Source organism: Streptomyces monashensis (assembly GCF_001866665.1).
GTDB classification, from domain to species: Bacteria; Actinomycetota; Actinomycetes; order Streptomycetales; family Streptomycetaceae; genus Streptomyces; species Streptomyces monashensis.
The window spans coordinates 1-2,846 of sequence record NZ_MLYO01000115.1; the positions used below are offsets into that span (position 1 = coordinate 1).

The window sequence follows — 2,846 nt, forward strand, 5'->3', positions numbered from 1 at the left end:
GGCTGCGCTTGAGGCGGCGGGTGTGTCCGCTGCTGATGTGGATGTGGTGGAGGCGCATGGTACGGGTACGAGGCTGGGGGATCCGATCGAGGCGCAGGCGCTGCTGGCGACGTATGGGCAGGGCCGCCAGGGTGGGCGTCCGTTGTGGCTGGGGTCGGTGAAGTCGAACATCGGTCATACGCAGGCGGCTGCCGGTGTGGCTGGTGTGATCAAGATGGTGGAGGCGTTGCGGCATGGTGTGTTGCCGGCGACGTTGCATGTGGGAGAGGCGTCCTCGCATGTGGACTGGTCGGCGGGGGATGTGCGGTTGCTGACGGGGAGTCGGGTGTGGGTGGGGGATGCTGGGCGGGTGCGGCGTGCGGGTGTGTCGTCGTTCGGGTTGAGTGGTACGAACGCGCACGTCATCCTGGAGCAGGCGCCTGTCGAGACGGTGGAGGCGGCCGAGTGGCCGAGTGTGCCGGTGGTGCCGTGGGTGCTGTCCGGGCGCACACCCGACGCCCTGCGCTCCCAAGCCACCCGCCTGCATGCCTACGCGCAGACGAACACCGATCTCGCGCCCGCCGCTGTGGCGAGCGCTCTGGTCACCACCCGGACGCCCTTCGAGTACCGGGCCGTCATCCACGGCCGTGATCGTGCGGAACTGCTGGCCGGCCTCGACTGCCTGGCTGTCGGAGACCCGGCGGCGAACCTGGTGCAGGGCACGGCAGCCGACTCAGGCAGGACGGCGTTCCTGTTCTCGGGTCAGGGTGCGCAGCGGTTGGGGATGGGGCGTGAATTGTACGAGGCCTTCCCGGTGTTCGCGGAGGCTTTCGACGCGGTGTGCGCTCATGTAGGTGCGGAGTTGCGTGATGTCGTCTTCGGGGAGGATGCGGGGCGGCTGGGTCGTACGGAGTGGGCGCAGCCCGCGTTGTTCGCGGTCGAGGTGGCGTTGTTCCGTCTGGTGGAGTCGTTCGGGGTGCGTCCTGATGTCCTGATCGGGCATTCGATCGGTGAGGTCGCTGCGGCGCATGTGGCGGGTGTGTTGTCGCTGGGGGATGCCTGCGCTCTGGTGGTGGCGCGTGGGCGGTTGATGCAGGAGTTGCCGGCCGGTGGTGTGATGGTGGCGGTGGAGGCCGCCGAGGAGGAAGTGGCCCCGCTGGTCGAAGGCCGTGCGGACGAGGTGTCGATCGCCGCGGTCAACGGTCCCCGCGCGGTCGTGATCGCGGGTGTGGAGTCGGCGGTCGTCGAGGTCGCCGAAGAGCTGAAGGCGCGGGGGCGGCGGTCGTCGCGTCTGCGGGTCTCGCACGCCTTCCACTCGCCGTTGATGGAGCCGATGCTCGACGCCTTCCGCCGCGTCGCCGAAGGCATCAGATACGCCGCACCGTCGATCCCCCTCGTCTCGAACGTCACCGGACAGCTCGCTGTGGACGGGGAGTTGGCGTCGGCGGATTACTGGGTGCGGCATGTCCGTGAGGCGGTGCGCTTCGCCGATGGCGTGGCCGCGCTCGTCGCCGAGGGTGTGACGCGTTTCCTGGAGATCGGACCCGACGGCACCCTCACCGCCCTCGCCCAGAGCTGCGTTCCGTACGACGACGCCGGTGACGCACTGTTCGTACCGATGCTCCGCAAGGACAGGAGCGAGGCGGAGACCGTCGTCGGGTGCGTCGCCGCCGGATACACGGCGGGTCTCTTCGTCGACTGGACGGCGGTGCTCGGTCAGCCCTCCACGGTCGGTGTCGATCTGCCGACGTACCCCTTCCAGCGTGAACGGTTCTGGCCGCAGACCAAGCGCAGCGAGGTCGTGCGCGATGTCGAACTCTGGGAGCCCACCGAACCCGAGGAAGCACGCGAGCTGGCCGACAGCTTGAACATGGGCGAGGACGTCGTCCAGAAGGTCCTGGCGGAACTCTCGACCCGGCGCCGGGACCGCGTCGTGCGGGCCGAGGTGGCCGGCTGGCAGTACCGCGTCGACTGGCAAGAGGTCACTCTCACGACGGGTGTCGGCCAGGCCGGGCCGTGGCTGGTGCTCCACTCGGCGGGGCAGTCGGCACACCTGGAGACCGTCACCGCCGCACTGCCCGACCACCTGCTCCTGCCGCTCGCCGACGAACCCGACCGCGCCGAACTCGCCCGAGCCGTCGGCGCCGCCGTTCCGAGCCCGCAGTTCGCCGGAGTCGTCGTCCTGTGCGACACGGTCGTGCAGGCGCTCGTGGCCACCCAGGCGACGGGTGACGCGGAGGTCGAAGGACCCGTCTGGCTGGTGACCCGAGGCGCGGTCCGTATCGAGCACCTGGACGGCGGTCCGCTGCGCGCTGAGCAGGCGGCCGTCTGGGGGCTGGGACGTGTGGCCGCGTTGGAACACCCCGACCGTTGGGGCGGCCTCGTCGATCTGCCGGAGGTGCCGGACGAGGACACCGCGGAACTCCTCGCGTCGGCCCTGGCGTCCTCGGCGGAGGACCAACTCGCCCTCCGCGACGGCCGGATCCATGCCCGCAGGCTTCGGCCGGAGCCTGCGCGGCAGCCCACGGACCAGGGCTGGAAGCCCGGAGGGAAGGTCCTGGTCACCGGTGGCACGGGTGCCCTCGGTGCACATGTCGCGCGCTGGCTCGTCCGGCGTGGGGCCACCGACCTGGTCCTCACCAGCCGCCAGGGAGCCGGCGCCCCTGGCGCCGACGAACTCGTCGCCGACCTGCACGACTTGGGCGCGCGTCACGTGAGTGTGGAGGCCTGCGACGTGTCCGACCGGACCGCTGTCGCCGACCTGCTCTCGCGCCACCGCGTCAGTGCGGTCTTCCATGCCGCGGGTGTCCCCGACTACAAGCCCTTCGACGCAGTCGACGCCGCTCATGTGGCGGGGGTGGTGGGGG

General features: G+C 70.6%; 1 protein-coding gene. It reads left to right on the top strand.

Annotation, left to right across the window (positions count from 1 at the left end; genetic code table 11):
* A partial coding sequence (locus BIV23_RS42855; protein ID WP_143079243.1) for a type I polyketide synthase occupies positions 1-2,846 on the top strand: 2,846 nt, incomplete at both ends.